Source organism: Allobosea sp. GW822-FHT05A11 (assembly GCF_058800455.1).
This window is the reverse complement of the sequence record NZ_JBXAMI010000004.1, coordinates 551,622-568,403: the sequence shown is the minus strand read 5'-3', so window position 1 is coordinate 568,403 and position 16,782 is coordinate 551,622. Positions and strand designations below refer to the sequence as shown.

Genomic DNA, 16,782 nt, shown 5'->3' with positions numbered 1-16,782 from the left:
GGGACCGTTTTACGAGAAGGCGCCTCTTTCTGGTGACGGTCCCGCATCTGCGCAGCAGCACTTCGTGCCGCAGCGCGTGCGGGATGACCGGCGGATAGCAATGCCGCACCTTACTTGTCAGGCCCTTCAGCGCGGCTGCGTCTGCCTCGGCTTCTGCGCCGGCGCGCCGCCGAGGGGATCGACGAAGCGGCGCAGGATGCCGGGCGCCAGGGCCGAGAGCGGATTGATCGACATGGTCGGTGCGCTGGCGGCGCCGGAGATGCGGAAGTTCACCGCGAAGAGCCCGCCATACTGGCTGCCGCCGCCGAGCAGCGCGCCGACGACGGGCACCTGGGCGAAAGCGTTGTTGAAGGCATAGCCGGGCACGAAGGTCCCGCCGATATCGACGCGGTCGCGGCCATAATCGACATGCCCCTGCAAGGTGAATCCGACCTGCTGGCCCCAGATCACCATGTCGGAAACGTCGAGCCGGCTGGCCGAGCGGGTGAATTCGGCCTTGAGTTTGGTGAAGGCGACCTCGCTCACGTCGATGTGCTGCTCGGCCGCGCCATCGCCCGCGAAGGCCCGCGACGACTGCGCGCCGACGACGCGGCGCAGCGCCGGCTCATCCCGAACCATGAAGTTGCGGAACAGCAGGTCGCCGCTCTGGTTCTCGCCCGGCCCCAGCGTGAGTACGAGATCACCGCCATGGGCCTTGTTGTAGAGATCGAGGAAGCGCAGCAGCGAGCCACCGTTCTCCGACTGGACGACCAGTTGCCCGCCCTCGCCCTGGCGGCCCTGCCGGGCGGAAACATCGGCCTTGCCGATCCGGCCCTGGAAATTCGCGGAGCGGATATCCCCCCCGCGCTTCGCGAGTTTCAGCGTACCGCTGGTGATCGCCTCGCTGTTGAAGCCGGTCAGGATCGGCACGTCGAGATCGACGTCGTAATCGCCGCCCTTGGCCCCGGACTTAGCCCCCTTGCCCGACGATCCCGGGCGCTGCAGGTCCTTGATGAAGGGGCGCAGGTCGGCGACCGCTCCCCGCACCGTCAGCTTGACGACGTTGCCATCCCGCCGTGCATCGACCTTCAGGTTGTCACCCGGCGACAGGCGGAACTGGGAGAAACTCGCGCTGTCCAGCCCGTTCTGCTTGTTCAGCTCGATCCGCCCCTTGATCAGGGCCGAGCCCGCCTCGAGCGAGAAATCCTCAAGGTCGGGGCCATCCGCATCCGCGACATAGGCGAAACCGACCTTGCCAGGCCGCCCCGACGGCTTGCTCAGCCCGGGAACGACACCGTCGAGCGCGACCTTGGCGAGATCGATCTCGACGCGCGGCGGCTGCTCCGCGCCCTTGCCGAGCGGCTTGACCACTTTCACCGGTAATGTCCCGGAAATCCCGCTGTCAGTGCCGAAGCCGCGTCGCTGCCGGGCCGCGGCATCGAGCGCGAGCTGCAGGACCGCTTCGCCCTGCCCCTTGCCGTTCTGCTTGAGCTCGACCTGCGCCTTGTCGCCGCCGACTCGCGCCTCGCCGCGCAGCGACAGCCCGTTGCGGTCGAGATTGACGGCGAAGTTGCCGGCGTCGAGTTTCTCGGTTCCCAGAAGCGTGTCGGAAGCGACGCTCGCGAGCGATCCGGTGCCGGTCACGACGACCTCGTCCGGCTTGAGGTCATCGGCAAGCGGCAGGGTGATGCCGACCTTGAGGTCGCTCGTGCCCTTGATCGCCGCCGGATCGATCTTGCCGGGGTTGAACTCCTTCAGGGCCGGAAAGGCGAAGAGCGCCGCCAGCGCATCCATCGAGCCGACCGATCGGAAGCCGATCCGCGCCTGTGCGCGGTGCACATGATAGTCGGGCATAGCGAAGCTGCCCTCGCTCAACTCGAGCTTACGGCCACCGCCGAGCTCGGCCGTTGCCTTGCCGATGGCGAGCTGGACGGTGCTGCCACCGACCCGGCCGGACACGGTCGCGTCGACCAGAGGCGGCAGGCCGGGATCGGGGAGATAGCGGACGCGGTCGGCATCGATCATCACCGAGAGCGCGGCATCCGGCATGCCCTCGCCCCTGAGCAGGCGGGCGTGATCCTCCGGTGCCAGGTCGAGATCGACCGACAGCGACTTGATGCGGCCCGCCGCGAGCTGCCGCCGCAACGTGCCGTGCACATCGGGCGAAGTGAAAGCAGGCCAGATCGCGAGCAGCGCGCGGGGATCGGAATCGCTCGCCTTGATCGCGAAGCGCTGCAATGGCGAGCCGTTCACCCGCTGAACCATGGCAGACATGTCGACGGTGGCGAGCGGCCCGCGCAACGAAACGGAGTCAATGGTCACGGCATTATTGGCAGGGTCGAGCTTGACCGCGGCCTTCAGGCTGTCGATCTGGACCGGCGGATCGGCGTCGACGCCGGCAAGCTGGCCCTTGGCATCCAGCGCAATGCGCCAGCCGCCATTATCCTCGCGCAGCGAGCCCGTCGCCGAAAGCTGCGTCGCGCCGGCCTTGATTTCGCTGCGCACGATGTTGAGCTCGGACAGGTCGGCGCCGCTCGCCATCTCGATATCGGCCGAATCCAGCGCGAAGGACGAGACCGGGCTTTCGGGAAAGCGCAACGTGCCGGACCGAACCGCGATCCGGGCGGTGATCGACTTCTTGCCGTCCGGGGACTGCCGCAAGATGGCGCGCCCCTGCAGCGGCAGGCCCTCGACCAGAACGCCGCCCTTTCCGAAGGCGAGCGCGACCGCTTCCGCCGGCTCGAAGCGCAGGATGTCGATATCGGCGCGCTGCGTGCCGTCGGCCTCGGTCGACAGGTCGATGGCGAGCTCCTTCCAGCGTTGGCCGGTGCGCCCCTTCATCGTCATCCGCGTGCCGCGGTCGGCGATGCGGGTCAGCTTGATCTCGACATCCTCCAGCCCGGCCTTCTGGCGCCCTTCCGGGTCGACCAGCGAGAGCCGCGCCCCGTTCATGCCGGCTTCCTCGAGCGATCCGAGAATGCCGTCGCCGCGCGCCAGCGTCGAAATCGCTCCCATGATGCCGGTGAAGGCGTTCCACTGCGCCGCATCCGGGACGCTCGGCTGCGGCGGCGTCTCGGCCGGCGCCGAATCGGCGTTGACCACGAGGGCGCCGTCCTTGGTGACGCCGAGGCGGACATTGACGCCGCGCAGGTCGACCGAGACGAGCTTGATCTCGCCCCTGAGCAGTGCGAGCGGCGCATAGCCGAGAACCGCTTCCGGCGCCCGGATCACGGCGCCGCTGACATGCTGGAACGAAACCTGCCGGACGCGCAGTTGCGAATGCCCGTCGATGCGGCCGAGCTCGGCCGAGGCTGCCGTGACCTTCCAGTCCGGTCCCAGGCGCGCCTCGATGGCAGCCGTGATGCGCCCTTCCAGCCCCGACAGCGGTACGATGCCCGTGACCATGAGCGTCGCTGCCGCCCCCGCCAGCACCAGCACGGCGACCGTGACCGCGACGCAGATGGTGACGAGACCCGCCTTGGCGCGCCGCTTCACGATCGCGACATCGCAGGCTTCGCTCGCGGGCAGCGCTTCGCCTTGCCCCGCAGCCACAGCCCTTGCTTCCTGGTCTGCCAAAATCCGCGTGGTCCTCTTCGGCGCCTGCGCCGGCTCGTGTCAGGGTGCGGCCGATCGCCCCTTGCCGCAATCCCTGAAGGCGGCATGCATGTCGATGCGGTCAGACGAAGCGATTCGGCAATCCGGAAACGGAATCACCCGACGATTCGCAGGTTTTTGCCGCGAGCCGTCCCGCCATGCCGGGTCACGCGCTCCATGCAGCGAGAAGGCGACGAAAGGAAGGCGGCGGCCATGGCATTGCAGGAAGGCGACAAAGCGCCGGATTTCACGCTGCCCCGCGACGGCGGTGGCGAGATCGACCTTAGCGCGCTGCGCGGCAGCAAGGTTGTGCTCTACGCCTACCCCAAGGACAACACCCCCGCCTGCACCGAGGAGGCCATCGCCTTCAATCGCCTGCGCCGGGAATTCACGGCTTGCGGCACCGAGATCATCGGCGTTTCGCCCGATTCGGCGAAGAAGCACGGCAATTTCAAACGCAAATACGAGCTCGACTTCCCGCTCCTCGCCGACGAGACGCAGGCTCTGGCGAACGCCTACGGCATCTGGGTCGAGAAGAGCCTGTATGGCCGGAAATACATGGGGGTCGAACGCTCGACCTTCCTGATCGATTCCGAAGGGCGCCTCGCCCGGATCTGGCGCAAGGTGAAGGTTGCCGGTCACGCCGAAGAGGTGCTCGCGGCCGCCCAGGAACTTTGAAGCATCGCAGGAGCGTTGTGCGTGCCGGGATTTGCGAAAGATTAACCCTAACAATGTCTGATGAGGGTATCGGCAGCGTGATTATCGGTTCCGCGTATGCATCATCAGTCCCAGACAGCTCCCGCCCTCCCGACCATCGGCCTGGTCTCCCACAAAACCTATACGGTGCGCCGTTCCACCATGCTCGCAGGACTCGCCTGGCTCGCCCTGAGCACGGCCTGCAGCGGCGGTGCCGGCTGGTACATCCTCAGCAGGGATGATCTTGCCGCGAGGCTGATCGCCCGCGAGACATCGCGCCAATACGCCTATGAGGATCGGATCTCCGCGCTGCGGGCCGATATCGACCGCTACGCCAGCCGCGCCCTCCTCGATCAGGACGGTGTCGAATCGCGCGTCGACGAACTTGCCAGCCGGCAGGCCGAGATCGAATCGCGCCAGTCGCTCGTGGCGGCGCTCACCGACACGTTGCAATCCAATGGCCTGATGCCGGCCGCGAAGCTGCCGCTGCGCTCGCAGGTCATCAAGCCCGGCGAACCGATCCGCGCTTCCGGCGTGACCAGTTTCGCCCCCATCCTGCCGGGCAAGCCGACGCCCGCGCCCGAGACACCTTCGCTGCGCGGCGCCGATGGCGGCTGGCAGTCCGGCGAAACCCCGGCCGAGCCCCCGGCGAAGCGTGTCGATGCCGCCTTGACGAAGCTTGACGGCGCCATGGCCAGGACGTCCAACGCGCAGCTCTCGACGCTGAAGGAGATGGACGAGACCCTCGCCGTGACGCAGAAGCGCCTGCGCAGCGCGCTCGCCGAAACCGGGCTTGACGCCGATCGCCTCGCCGCACCGGCTGCCTCGGCCGGCGGCATGGGCGGCCCCTTCGTGCCGGTGAAGCTCGACCCGTCGGAGAGCCCCTTCGCGGCCACGCTCAGCGCCCTCCAGCCGCGCGTGGCGTCGGTCCTGCGCCTGCGCGGCGTGATCGAGCAATTGCCGCTCTCCCGGCCGATGGCCGGCGATCACGACTTCACCTCGAATTTCGGCTACCGCACCGATCCCTTCACCCGCGGTCTCGCCATGCATACCGGCGTCGATTTCCGGGCCGAGACCGGCTCCTCCGTCCTGGCGACCGCACCGGGCAAGGTCGTGGTGGCCGAGTACAATGGCGGCTACGGCAACATGGTCGAGGTCGAGCACGCCAATGGCCTGAGCACCCGCTACGCCCATATGTCGGCGATCTCGGTCTCGACCGGGCAGATGGTGAAGGCGGGGACCGTGGTCGGCCGGGTCGGCACCACCGGTCGCTCGACCGGACCGCACCTGCATTACGAAACCCGCATCAACGACGAGCCGGTCGACCCGACCCGCTTCCTGCGTGCCGGCGGCAAGCTGCTCGCGAAGGCGCTCTGACAGGACCAGCCCGAAATGAAAAAGGCCGCGCTTCGGGCGCGGCCTTTTTTGTTCGCCTTGGCAGCCGAGACTAGTCGATATCCTCGACTTCAACCTCGGTGCCATAGACGCGCTGTGCCAGCGACGCCTCCATGAAGGCATCGAGATCGCCATCGAGCACCTCCGACGGCGCCGTCGAGCTGACGCCGGTGCGCAGGTCCTTCACCAGCTGGTAGGGCTGCAGCACATAGGAGCGGATCTGGTGGCCCCAGCCGATATCGGTCTTGGAGGCCTGCTCGGCATTGGCCTTGTCCTCGCGCTTCTTCAGCTCGACCTCGTAGAGGCGCGCGCGCAGCATGTCCCAGGCCTTGGCCCGGTTCTTGTGCTGTGAACGCTCCTGCTGGCAGGACACCGCGATTCCGGTCGGGATATGCGTGATGCGCACCGCCGAATCCGTCGTGTTGATGTGCTGGCCGCCGGCTCCCTGCGCGCGATAGGTGTCGATGCGGCAGTCGGATTCGTTGACGTCGATGACGATGCGGTCGTCGACGACCGGATAGACCCAGATCGACGCAAACGAGGTCTGCCGCCTGGCATTCGAGTCAAAGGGCGAGATGCGCACCAGCCGGTGCACGCCTGATTCGGTCTTCAGCCAGCCATAGGCGTTATGACCCTTGAACTGCAGCGTCGCCGACTTGATGCCGGCCGTATCGCCGTCCTGGTACTCGAGCGTCTCGACCTTGAATTTCCGCCGTTCGCCCCAGCGCCGATACATGCGCAGCAGCATCTCGGCCCAGTCCTGGCTCTCGGTGCCGCCCGCGCCGGGATGAATCTCGACATAGGTGTCGAGCATGTCGGCCTCGCCCGAAAGCAAGGTCTCGACCTGCAGCCGCGCCGCTTCGTCCTGCACGGCCTTGATCGCCTGCTCGCCCTCGGTGACGGTGGCCTCGTCGCCCTCCATCTCGCCGAGTTCGATCAGCGTCAGCGCGTCGTCGAGCTCGCGCTCGAGCTTGCCGATGCCCTCGATCTGGGTTTCCAGCGAGGTGCGTTCGCGCATCAGCTTCTGCGCGGTTTCAGCATCGTTCCAGAAATCGGGCCCCTCGGAGAGGGCGTTGAGTTCCGCTAGGCGGCGTTGAGCGACATCCCAGTCAAAGATGCCTCCTCAGCAGTCCGATCGACTGCTTGGCGTTATCGAGTTGCGTCTGGATTTCGGGGCGCATGATTCCGTCTGGACGTCCTTGTGGGCTGAACTTGAGCGCTGAGATAGGGGCGAAAGCCGGCGCTGTAAACGCCCCAGCAATCATCAGCTCGCCGGATCGAGGCGACTATGATCGTCGGCCCGAAAGGAAAAACGCCCGGAGTCGTCTCCGGGCGTCAAAAAACCTGCTGTCAGCTCAGTAGAGCCCGCCGGTGCCGGAACCGACGGCGCGGCCGCCGCCTCCCGGCCCGACATTGAGCGGCGCGCTGCCATCGCCGGCGGCACCGATCACCGAATAGCTGTCCGGCGGCGCCGTGCCCGGCTTGAAGGCTTCGAGAATGCCGCCCTCGCCGCCGGCGCGCATGCCGGTGCGGGGGTCGACGCGGATCAGCTTGATGCCGGCCGGCACGCGGAACGGCGTCGCCGGCTTGTCCTTCAGCGCCGCGCTCATGAAGTCGCGGAAGATCGGCGCGGCATACTGGCCGGCCGTCGCCGAGGTGCCGAGCGACTTCGGCTTGTCGAAGCCCATATAGACGCCGACAGCGAGGTCGGGCGAGAAGCCGACGAACCAGACGTCCTTGGCATCGTTGGTCGTGCCGGTCTTGCCGGCGAGCGGCTTGCCGACCGACTTGACCACCGTCGCCGTGCCGGCGTTGACCACGCCCTCGAGGATCGAGACCATCTGGTAGGCGGTCAGCGGGTCGAGGACCTGCTCGCGGTTGTCTACCAGGCGCGGCTCCGGCTGGTTGGCCCATTTCTCGGCGTTGCAGCCCTCGCAGACCCGCTGGTCGTGCCGGAAGATCGTCGATCCCGAGCGGTCCTGGATGCGGTCGATCAGGGTCGGCCGGATTCGCTTGCCGCCATTGACCAGCATCGAATAGCCCGCGGTCATCCGCATCACGGTCGTCTCGCCGGCGCCCAGCGACATCGACAGAACCGGCTGGAGATCGTCATAGACACCGAAGCGGCGTGCATATTCGGCGATCAGCGGCATGCCGACATCCTTGGCGAGCCGCACCGTCATCAGGTTCTTCGAGAACTGGATGCCGTAGCGCAGCGTGCGCGGCCCGGTCGATTTGCCGTCGTAGTTCTCCGGGCGCCACATGCCGAGCCCCGCCCCCTGATCGATCTCGATCGGCGCGTCCAGGATGATGCTGGACGGGGTGTAGCCGTTGTCGAGAGCGGTCGCGTAGACGAAGGGCTTGAACGAGGAGCCGGGCTGGCGCAGCGCCTGCGTCGCGCGGTTGAACTCCGACTGATCGTGGCTGAAGCCGCCGACCATCGCGAGCACGCGGCCCGAGAACGGGTCCATCGCGACGATGGCGCCGTTGACCTCGGGCAATTGCCGCAGCCGCGCATAACCCGGCCGGCTCTCCATCGGCTCGACATAGACGACGTCGCCGACGGAAACGACCTGCGAGATGCGGCCGCGGCGGGTCCATTTGATGCCGTCGGCGGCGAGCGTCAGGATCTGGCGCTCCTTGTTGAGATGGCCGGCAGTATCGCGCAGCGGATGCAGGCCGAGCTTGGCGCTGTCGCCGTTGACGTCGAGCACCACCGCGAGCCGCCATGGCGCCACGTCGCCGAGCACCGGCAGTTCGCCGACCACGGCACCCCAGTCTTGGCCGCCAAGGTCGATCTTCTGGATGGCGCCGCGCCAGCCGCGTGCCTCGTCGAAGCGCACCAGCCCATCGACCAGCGCCTTGCGGGCCATCAACTGGGTCTTCGGGTCGACGGTGGCGCGGACCGAGAGGCCGCCTTCGAGCAGCTTCTTCTCGCCGTAGCGGTCCTGCAATTCGCGCCGGATCTCCTCGGCGAAGTAGCCGGCAGCGATGTTGTTGGGCGAAACCGTGCGCGGGTTGACGCCGAGCGGCTGCTTCTTCGCCTCTTCACCCGCCTCGCGCTTGGCATAACCGTTCTCGACCATGCGATCGATGACGTAGTTGCGGCGCTCGATCGCGCGGTCGCGGTTGCGGAAGGGATGGAGGTCGGAGGGCGCCTTCGGCAGCGCTGCAAGGTAAGCAGCTTCCTGCAGGTTCAGCTCATGCACCGACTTGCCGAAATAGTTCAGTGCCGCGGCGGCGATGCCATAGCTGCCCTGCCCCGGCGCCGGGGCGCCGAGATAGATCTCGTTCAGGTAGAGTTCGAGGATCTTGTCCTTCGAATAGGTCGATTCGAGCTTCAGCGCGACGAGCGCCTCGCGGATCTTGCGTTCGATCGACTGCTCGGGGCTGAGGAAGAAGTTCTTCGCAACCTGCTGGGTGATCGTCGAGGCACCCTGCGGCCGACGATTCGCGCCTCGGTTGCGGAAGTTCGAGATCGCGGCACGAACCAGACCTTCCGGATCGACGCCGATATGCTTGTAGAAATTCTTGTCCTCGGCCGAGAGATAGGCGTCGATGAGCAGCTTCGGCACGGCCTGGATCGGCAGATAAAGGCGGCGTTCGCGCGCATATTCGGCGATCAGGCTGCCGTCGCCCGCATGGACGCGCGTCATCACCGGCGGCTCGTAGTTCCTGAGCTGGGCATAGTCCGGCAGATCTTGCGAGTAATGCCAGATCAATCCGCCGGCGATGGCGGCGCCGATCACGAAAGCGATCGCACCGGCGGCGAACAACCATCCGAAGATTCGCAGAATGAACCGCATCTCAGGCCCTGGACCCCGTAATTCTCACCGGCGGGCGCCGGATCGGGGCGCTTCGCAAATCAAAGCTATAACATGACGGAGATGGCGGAACCGTGGCTTCGCGACCACATTCCGCACCATCCGGCAGTCCTCGGAACGCTACGCAGGCACGCCGCCGACGATTCGGCCGCTTCCCCATCCCTGCCGCCGATCCCGGCCGGGCGCAACCGGAGCGACTAGTTCCGGTTCTCGGCCGCCTTGCCGACGGAAGCCCGCTCGCGGGCGAAATAATCCTCGATCGCGGAAGAAACGGCGGTCACCGCCTTGCCTCGCCATTCCGGCGAATTGAGCAGTTCGGCATCCTTCGGGCTCGACATGTAGCCGAGCTCGATCAGCACCGACGGCACATCCGGCGCGCTCAGCACCCAGAACCGTGCCGAGCGCAGCGGGACCTTGTGCATCTTGATCGAACCGCCGAGCTTCTCGACAAGATTGCGCGCGAAGACACCGGTGAAGGTCCGCGTCTCGCGCCGGGCGAGATCCTGCAGGATGCCGGCGACATCCTGCAGTTCCTCGCTGGTTTCCAGTCCTGCGGCGGCATCCGCCTCGTTTTCCTTGGCCGCAAGCCGGGCGGCCTCGGCGTCCGTCGCACGCTCCGAGCGGGTATAGACGGTGGCGCCGCGGACCTCCTGGGCCTGGGTCAGCGAATCGGCATGGATCGAGACGAACAGGTCGGCCTGCTCGCCGCGCCCGATCTGCACGCGATCGCCGAGCGAGACGAAACGGTCGTCGTCGCGGGTCATGACGACGCGATAGCGGCCGCTGGCCTCGAGCTGCTCCTTGAGTGCCTTGCCGAAGGCGAGAACCACCACCTTCTCGGCGATGGCAGCGACCGTCGCACCCGGATCGATACCGCCATGGCCGGGATCGATCACGATGGTGCGGCGCGTCTCGCCGGCAGCCTTTGCGGGCGCCGTAGCAGGAGCAACCGGTCCCGGCCTGCGCACCTTGTCGGCCTCGGCCAGGAACTCCGCCCGCGCGACCTTCTTCAATTCGATCGTCAGTTCGCCGAAGCCGCCCCGCACCGTCTTCACCTCGGCCTTCGCGATGACGGCGGGATGCGACAGGTCGATGATGATTCGGGCCTTGTCGGCGGTGAACAGGCCGTAGCGATAGCCGCTGACGAAGCCGGCGCTGCGCTTTACCGAAGGCCGGATCTGGAAATTGGTCGAGGGCAGTTCGACGATGGCGCGGTCCGGAGAGACCTGCACCCAGGCATCGACCGCGACGGCCGAGGACAGCATCATCGAAAGGCTTACGGTCTCGCCGTTCTGCTCGATACGGGCGTCGGTCGCGACCGGATACTCGCTCTGCGGCCGCGGCTCGGCCTTCGTCTCCGCCCAGGCCGGCGAAAAGCCGGTCGCCAGCAGGCATGCGACGGCGAGCGCGCACCGCAGCGCCCGGGATCGCCACGGCGCATCGCAACGGCTCGAATCGGCGCGGCGGATGCACGAGAACAGGTGAAAGATCCCGCTTATTGTTACGAGGGTTTAACCATAACGGGGCTGAAATCCTAACAGCCCGTTACCATCTCTTCCCGAGACCGTGAACCGCCCTGCCGAGGGCGGCGTGAGATGCACGCGTCATGTGACTTGCAAATCACTATCACCTGTCTGTAATGGAACAGGTTGCTTGTCAGCCTGCCCGAGGGACACATCCGGATCGTGCGATCCGTCGGCGTCCGAAGCAGGCTGGGCTACCGCTCCGGACCGGAGTGGCGGCAACAAGACGACCGCAACGGATCGTCCGCAGACGGTTGGCATCGGGATTGCGTGTTTTCTGCGCCCTGCCCTGTCTTGCGAGCGTGCAAACGCGATGCGCCTGGCCGCCCGGCCGGAGCATCGCAGGTCAGGACAGATGACGGGGCATAAGACGCCGCTAGCACCATCGGTGAACCGTCCGAACCTGCGGAACCGCGCCGGGCTTTGTGCCCGGGTGGCTGTTCCGAGCCGCCTTCCTGTCTCGACCGCTTCCTCCCTCCTGCAACACGCCGGCTCATCCCGGTCTTTTCGCGGCGCCCCTGCCCGCGGCGGCGGACTAGCATCCGTAGCCGCGCGGCCCCGGTCGGCGGCCGCGCCAATGGAACTGTCTTATGGCCAACAAGATGCTTATCGATGCCACCCACCCGGAGGAGACCCGGGTCGTGGTGGTCCGCGGATCCCGCGTCGAAGAGTTTGATTTCGAATCCGCCAGCCGAAAGCCGCTCCGCGGCAACATCTATCTCGCCAAGGTGACGCGCGTGGAGCCTTCGCTCCAGGCCGCCTTCGTCGAGTATGGCGGCAACCGCCACGGCTTCCTCGCCTTCTCCGAGATCCATCCCGACTACTACCAGATCCCGGTCGCCGACCGGCAGGCGCTGCTCGACGACGAGGCCCGTGCCGAGCGTGACGAGGAGCGCGACGAGGAGAAGCGCGAGAAGCGCGGTCGCCGCGACCGTGGCCGCCGCGGCGATCGCGACAACCGCGCCAAGAAGGCCGCCGCCGACGAGACCGTTTCGGCGGAAGTCGAAGCGACCGACGAGGACGTTCAGGTCGAGACCGACGGCAAGGAAGCCGCCATGGTCAACGAGGGCGCGCCCGCCTTCGGCGAATTCTTTGCTCCTGACGTAGCCGAATCGACCACCGAGGACGCCGCTGCGAACGCTGCGCCCCTGACCTACGAGACCGTCTCCGTCGAAGCGACCGAGGTTTCGGTCGAAGAGCCGGAGGGCTCGGACACCGAAGCCCGCAAGCCCTCCGAGGACGACGGCGACGACGAGAACGGCAACGAGGAGACCGAAGAGGCTCCCGAGCAGCTCGGCGGCGGCGACGCCCTCGACGACATGCCGGAGCGACGCCAGCGCAGCCACCGCCGCCAGTACAAGATCCAGGAGGTGATCAAGCGCCGCCAGATCATTCTGGTCCAGGTCGTCAAGGAAGAGCGCGGCAACAAGGGCGCGGCGCTCACCACCTATCTCTCGCTGGCCGGCCGCTATTCGGTGTTGATGCCCAACACCGGCAAGGGCGGCGGCATCTCGCGCAAGATCACCAATGCCGAGGACCGCAAGCGCCTCAAGGAGATCGCGACCGAGCTCGAGGTTCCCGAGGGGATGGGCCTGATCCTGCGCACGGCCGGCGCCTCGCGCACCAAGGTCGAGATCCGGCGCGACTACGAATACCTGATGCGGATGTGGGAGAGCGTGCGCGAGCTGACGCTGGCCTCGGTCGCTCCGGCGCTGGTCTATGAGGAGGGCAACCTCGTCAAGCGCTCGATCCGCGACCTCTACAACAAGGATATCGACGAGGTTCACGTCGCCGGCGAGGAGGCCTATCGCGAGGCCAAGGACTTCATGCGCATGCTCATGCCGAGCCAGGCCAAGAGCGTGAAGGCCTATCGCGAGCAGACCCCGCTCTTCGCCTCCTTCGGCGTCGAGAGCCAGCTCGACGCGATGTTCTCGAACACGGTCACGCTGAAATCCGGCGGCTATATCGTCATCAACCAGACCGAAGCGCTGGTCGCGATCGACATCAACTCCGGCCGCTCGACCCGCGAGCACAATATCGAGGACACCGCCCTCAAGACCAATCTCGAGGCGGCGGAGGAAATCTCCCGCCAGCTGCGCCTGCGCGACCTCGCCGGCCTCATCGTGATCGATTTCATCGACATGGAGGAGAACCGCAACAACCGCGCCGTCGAGAAGAAGCTGAAGGAGTGCCTGAAGGACGACCGCGCCCGCATCCAGGTCGGCCGCATCTCGGCCTTCGGACTGCTCGAGATGTCGCGCCAGCGCATCCGCACCGGCGTGCTCGAATCGTCCTCGGTGCCCTGCCCGCACTGCGCCGGCGCCGGCATGATCCGCTCGACCTCTTCCGTCGCGCTGCAGATCCTGCGCGCGCTGGAGGAGACGCTGATCAAGAGCGCCGCGCACAATCTCACCGTCCGGACCCGTCCGGAGGTGGCGCTCTATGTGCTGAACCAGAAGCGCGCCCATCTCGCCGATCTCGAGACCCGCTTCGCCATCGCGATCACGATCTCGACCGACGCGAACCTGCTGGGCACGCGCTATTTCGAGGTCGAGCGCGGCGAATTCGTCGGCAATGAGGGGCGCGTCGTCCCGACCAGCTTCAAGGCCGAGGCGATCGCGTCGGATGTCGACGACGAGGCGCTGGATGCCGCCGCGGAAGCGGCCGCTCTCGACGCCGAGACCGGCGGCACCGAGACCGCCGCCGCCGAGGCTCAGGACCAGTCCGAGCGTGGCGAGGGCGAGAATGGACGCCGCCGCCGTCGCCGGCGCCGCCGCCGGCGTGGCGGCGAGCGTGACGAGCAGGGCCAGCAGCTCGACGGCGCGCAGGGTGACGACGAAGGCGACGAGAGCGAGGAAGACGGCGACGACGCCGCCATCCCGGCCACGGCCGACCCGGCTGCCGAAGCCGCGGTCGAAGTCGCCCCGGAACCGGTCGTCGAGGAGCCTGCGGCCGAGCCCGCCAAGCCGAAGCGCAGCCGCGCCCGCAAGCCGAAGGCCGAGGCCGCCAAGGAGACCGAAGCCAAGACCGAGACGGTCGCGGCCGAGGTTGCTCCGATCGAGGCCGAGAAGCCCAAGCGCAGCCGCTCGCGCAAGAAGGTCGTGCCGATCACCGAGGGGGGCGAAGCCGCTGCGGAAGCTGCTCCGGCTCCTGTCGAGACCAAGGCCGAGGTGCCGGTTGCTGCTCCCGAGACCGCGGCGGCCCCGGCCGAGCCCGCTCCGGCGCCGGAACCCGCCCCCGTTCGTGCACCTGCCGAGGAGCCCGTCGCGGTCGTGCTGACCGAGCCGGACCCGGACCGGCCGAAGCGTGGCGGCTGGTGGAACAGGCTCGCCGGCCGCTCCTGATCGCGCCGCCGAATTCCAACGCGTGAAAGAAGCCCGCTGCATTGCGCAGCGGGCTTTTCCGTTTCACGGGTTCGGCAAATCCGCTCAGCCCACGGCCGGCACCAGCGGGGTCGGCGGCGGCACGGTCGAGATCGCCGCAGCCGCGTGGCTCTGGGCGCCGCCCTCGCCGCCGCGCACGGTCACCGCATTCGAGGCGAAAGGCACGCGAGCATCGTTCAGGGCGCGGTAGACCCGCTTCAGCGCCTCGCGCTGCAGCATCGAGGACTGGTTCGGCTTTCCGGTGAATTTCAGGCGGATGACGATAGCGCTGTCGGTGATGTCGGCGACGCCCTGCATCTTCAGCGGGGCGATGAAATGCGGCCCGTACTCGGGGTCCTCCATCAGCGCGATGCCGGTCTTCTTGATCGCTTTGCGCGCCTGCTCGATATCGGCGGAATGGTCGAGGCGGACATTGAACTTGATGGTCGCCCAGTCGCGGCTGGCATTGGTCAGTGACTGGACCTGGCCGAAGGGCACGGTGTGGATCTGACCGCTCTGGTGGCGCAACTGCATCGAGCGCAGCGAAATCTTCTCGACGGTGCCCTTGAGCCGGCCGGTATCGACATATTCTCCGACCCGGAACGCATCCTCGAGCATGAAGAACACGCCCGAGACGATGTCGCGCACCAGCGCCTGGGAGCCGAAGGAGAGGGCGAGACCGAGGATGCCAAAGCCGGCGAGCAGCGGGCCGATATCGACGCCCAGCCGCGACAGCACGATGAGGATGGTGAGGCCGAGCACCGCGCCCAGAACGACGCCGCGCAAGACCGGCAGCACCGTCGCCAGCCGGCTCGGCACGCTCTCCTCATGCGGAACGTCCTCGTCGCCGGGTCCGACGACGTGTCGCCGCGGCGTATAGGCGTCGAAGAATGCATGCAGGAAGACCAGCGCGACCCAGCCGACGAAGGCGAAGATCGCGACACCGGCCGTCTGGCGCATCACGGCGGCGAACTGTGCCGAACTGACGCCGAGCAGCAAGCCGGCCCAGAGGCGCGACAGCACGAAGAAGCCGGCGGCCCATAGCACGCCGACAGCCGCCGCACGCAGGGCCGCGCCACTTGCGCGCGTCATCGGGGTGACACCTTGCTCCGCCTCGCGCCGCATCGCATGGCAGCGCAGCAGGCTGGCAACGCCGACGGCAAGGATCGGGATCAGGACGATCGCCACCTGCGTCATCGCCGAGGCCTCGGCCCAGCGCCCGCCATTCGACATCATCGCGGCGGCGCTGCTGACCATCCACAACAAGGCCGTCGTGGCGATGTAGAACCAGGCCGTACCGCTCGCAATCAGCCGCCGGATCGGGCCCGGTTCGGAGGAACCCGACAAGACCAGCGCGGCCAGATCGTGCCGCCCGTCATGGAACCACCAGATCTTGAACAGCGTGATGAGAAGGCCTGTCAGCGCAATCAGCCCCGTCACGGGCCGCGGCCCCGCGCTGACGTGATGGGAGAGCAGGATGCCAGTCACGATCAGCGGCGTCAGGATCGCGTAGACGACGAGCCGCCGGAAATGCACCTCGGCGCGCGGCAGCGGCATGATCCGCCGTTCCGGCGCGCCAGGTGCGAGCAGGAAGCGGCCGACGGCCATATAGAGCGCGCCGATCGCCGCACCGTTCGCGCCGGTTGTGAGGGCGATATTGGCGAGATCGCTCTCCGGGAGCCAGGCATTGCGGGCGACCCGCGCCACAGCCAGAGCGATCAGAATGGTCGCGACATCCTGGAGCAGGCCCCAGGACGAGGCGATGAGGCGGGGCGTGAACTCCGGCCCCGCAGGCTGCATCTTGCGCGCGTACCAGCGGGCGCTCGCGATCCGGAAGGTGAAAGCGGCCGCGAGCGCCAGGCAGATGATTCCGAAAAAGCGCCAGCCGGCGGTTGCTCCTTCGCGGCCATTGAGATTGCGCAGCCAGACACGTCCCCAGCTGTCCGGCAATTCGCCGATCGCGGGAATGGAGGCGCCGCCATATTCGACGCCGTCGATAAAGCGGTCGACGAGGGCACTGACCTCGGCCTGGAAGCCCTCCTCGTCCGCCATCGACGGAGCGGGCGCGGGCTGAGCGGCGGGCTTTGCCTTGCCGGCGGGCTCCGCTGGCGCTGTCGTAACGGGCGTGGCCGTAGCGGCGCCGCCGACCCTGATCTCGACCTGCCGCCCCGGAACGGACAGGGCATCGACCATCTTGCGGATCGTCTCGGGTGTCTCGTCGCCGCGCAGGTTGAGAACGACCGAGGATTGGCCCTGAGCCGAAGCGGGAGTGATCGGTGACAGGAATGCGAAAGCAAGCGCCAGCCAGCCGAGAAGAACGGCCCATCGGATAACGCTTCGCCGCGGGACGGATGCGCCCGGTGCAGCGACGTTCATGACAAGCCTCCACGCTATCCCACGGCGGCAGAA

Annotated in this window: 8 protein-coding genes; 3 read left to right on the top strand and 5 right to left on the bottom strand. The window is 67.3% G+C overall.

Annotated features, from left to right (window positions below):
* Positions 1–126 precede the first annotated feature (126 nt).
* Entirely contained in the window at positions 127–3,531 is a 3,405-nt protein-coding gene (locus tag AC1RLU_RS16605; RefSeq protein WP_492796843.1) for a hypothetical protein, read from the bottom strand.
* A gap of 255 nt (positions 3,532–3,786) precedes the next feature.
* Between AC1RLU_RS16605 and AC1RLU_RS16600 the strand changes: the two genes are divergently transcribed.
* A complete protein-coding gene (locus tag AC1RLU_RS16600) occupies positions 3,787–4,251 on the top strand; it encodes a peroxiredoxin (protein WP_492796842.1) in 465 nt (154 codons plus the stop codon).
* Positions 4,252–4,347: 96 nt separating this feature from the next.
* Entirely contained in the window at positions 4,348–5,646 is a 1,299-nt protein-coding gene (locus tag AC1RLU_RS16595; protein WP_492796840.1) for a M23 family metallopeptidase, read from the top strand.
* Positions 5,647–5,716: 70 nt separating this feature from the next.
* Here the strand turns inward: AC1RLU_RS16595 and prfB are convergent.
* The 3 genes from prfB to AC1RLU_RS16580 all read right to left on the bottom strand — a co-directional run bounded on the left by prfB (position 5,717) and on the right by AC1RLU_RS16580 (position 10,756).
* A protein-coding gene (gene prfB, locus AC1RLU_RS16590) for a peptide chain release factor 2 (RefSeq protein ID WP_113586906.1) occupies positions 5,717–6,845 on the bottom strand; the annotation gives its coding sequence in 2 pieces (ribosomal slippage) (positions 5,717–6,775 and positions 6,777–6,845; 1,128 coding nt in all).
* A gap of 174 nt (positions 6,846–7,019) precedes the next feature.
* Complete coding sequence (locus AC1RLU_RS16585; RefSeq protein WP_091859561.1) at positions 7,020–9,470, bottom strand: penicillin-binding protein 1A; 2,451 nt, start codon at positions 9,468–9,470, stop codon at positions 7,020–7,022.
* A 215-nt stretch (positions 9,471–9,685) separates the two neighbouring features.
* Positions 9,686–10,756 (bottom strand): N-acetylmuramoyl-L-alanine amidase, encoded by a 1,071-nt coding sequence (locus AC1RLU_RS16580; RefSeq protein WP_492796838.1) that lies wholly within the window; start codon positions 10,754–10,756, stop codon positions 9,686–9,688.
* Positions 10,757–11,601: 845 nt separating this feature from the next.
* Here AC1RLU_RS16580 and AC1RLU_RS16575 point away from each other — a divergent pair.
* A complete protein-coding gene (locus AC1RLU_RS16575; protein ID WP_492796837.1) occupies positions 11,602–14,355 on the top strand; it encodes an Rne/Rng family ribonuclease in 2,754 nt (917 codons plus the stop codon).
* Between the two features lie 84 nt (positions 14,356–14,439).
* Here the strand turns inward: AC1RLU_RS16575 and AC1RLU_RS16570 are convergent, their stop codons facing one another.
* Entirely contained in the window at positions 14,440–16,749 is a 2,310-nt protein-coding gene (locus tag AC1RLU_RS16570; RefSeq protein ID WP_492796836.1) for a mechanosensitive ion channel family protein, read from the bottom strand.
* Positions 16,750–16,782 lie beyond the last annotated feature (33 nt).